General features: G+C 62.6%; 2 protein-coding genes and 1 pseudogene. All 3 read left to right on the top strand.

What is annotated here, in order from left to right; genetic code table 11:
* Window positions 1-556, top strand: a 556-nt coding sequence (locus V6C07_RS03000) for an S-adenosylmethionine:tRNA ribosyltransferase-isomerase (RefSeq protein ID WP_333534898.1), incomplete at its 5' end; no start/stop codon positions are given.
* A 207-nt stretch (window positions 557-763) separates the two neighbouring features.
* Window positions 764-988, top strand: a complete 225-nt coding sequence (locus tag V6C07_RS02995; protein WP_291438705.1) for an indolepyruvate ferredoxin oxidoreductase subunit alpha — start codon at window positions 764-766, stop codon at window positions 986-988.
* Window positions 985-1,518, top strand: a pseudogene (locus V6C07_RS02990) (3-methyl-2-oxobutanoate dehydrogenase subunit beta); the annotation flags it as partial. The gene V6C07_RS02995 and the pseudogene V6C07_RS02990, both read left to right, overlap by 4 nt.

The raw sequence follows: 1,518 nt of genomic DNA, 5'->3' as shown, positions 1-1,518 counted from the left end.
TGACCTGAGCCGCTACCAGACCGTTTATGCCCGCCAGGACAAAACCGGCTCTGTGGCCGCGCCGACGGCGGGGCTGCACTTTACGCCTCCCCTGCGCGAACGCCTGGCGGAAAAGGGCTTTGAATGGGCTGAGGTGACGCTTTACGTGGGTTACGGCACGTTCAGCCCTGTGCGCAGCAACGACATACGCAGCCACCGCATGCACCGCGAATATATAGAAGTGCCCGAAGCCACGGCTCTGGCAATCGCCAGGGCCAAGGAAGAAAAACGGCCTGTCATTGCCGTGGGCACAACCAGCCTGCGCACCCTTGAAGGCGTGGCGGAGCTTTGCGGCCGTGTGCAGCCCTATACCGGCTGGACAGACATTTTTCTGTACCCCGGCAGGCCCTTCCGCGTGGCGGACGGGCTGGTGACCAACTTTCACCTGCCGGAATCTTCCCTGCTCATGCTGGTTTCGGCCTTTGCCGGGCGCAAGCGCGTGCTTGACGCCTATGCCGAGGCCGTTGCCAACAACTACAGATTCTTTTCATATGGGGATGCCATGCTGATCCGCTGACGCCCTTTGCCCGCGCCTTCCGTACTCCGCATGCCGCAAGGGCATGCGCGACCTGCGGGCGGCGTGCGGCCGGCGCGCCTTTCGGGATGGTCCTGCAAGGCATGCCGGGGTACGGAAGGGCCTTGAAGGCAAGGCCCCAAGGCACAGGCCGCCCACGGCGACCTGTTTGCCTTCCCCAGTCGGGCAAAGCCCCCCCAAGGAGTAAACATGTCACGAATCGTGTTTCTGGAAGAACGCTGCAAGGGCTGCCGCCTGTGCGTGGAAGCCTGCCCCGTGCATATTCTGCGGCCATCGGGCCGGTTCAATCGCCAGGGTTATGAAGTTATGGAAATGGACGGACAGTGTACGGGGTGCGCTTCCTGTGCCGTCATGTGTCCGGATGTGGCTATCCGTGTCTTCAAAAGCGCCGGAAAAAAAGGGGGCGAGGCATGAGCCAAAGCCAGAATTCCTCTGAGCGTATCCTCATCAAGGGCAACGAGGCCGTGGCCTTCGGCGCTGTTGACGCTGGCTGCCGCTGCTACTTCGGCTACCCCATCACGCCGCAGAACGAAATCCCCGAAGTGCTTTCTTCGCTGCTGCCGGAACATGGCGGACAGTTTGTACAGGCCGAGAGCGAAGTGGCTGCCGTCAACATGCTGCTGGGCGCTGCGGCCTGCGGCATTCAGGCGCTCACGTCTTCCTCCAGTTGCGGCATATCCCTCATGCAGGAGGGCATCTCCTACATGGCGGGCAGCCACGTGCCGGGGGTAATGGTCAACATGCAGCGCGGCGGGCCGGGCCTTGGCGACATCGGTCCCTCACAGGGCGACTATTTTCAGGCCGTCAAGGGCGGCGGCCACGGCGACCACCGCAATCTGGTGCTGGCCCCGGCCACTGCCCAGGAATGCTATGACTTCATGTTCCGCGCCTTTGCTCTGGCCTTCAAGTATGCCAACCCGGTCATGGTGCTCGGAGACGCCATA

It is taken from the genome of Desulfovibrio sp. 1214_IL3152, from assembly GCF_036763055.1.
GTDB lineage: Bacteria > Desulfobacterota > Desulfovibrionia > Desulfovibrionales > Desulfovibrionaceae > Desulfovibrio.
The sequence above is the reverse complement of the archived record's forward strand: the minus strand, read 5'-3'. Positions and strand labels throughout refer to the sequence as shown.

What these genes read in the sequence shown, in the direction of transcription:
- V6C07_RS02995 (WP_291438705.1), top strand. Translation starts at nt 764, where the DNA reads ATGTCACGAATCGTGTTTCTGGAAGAACGCTGCAAGGGCTGCCGCCTG.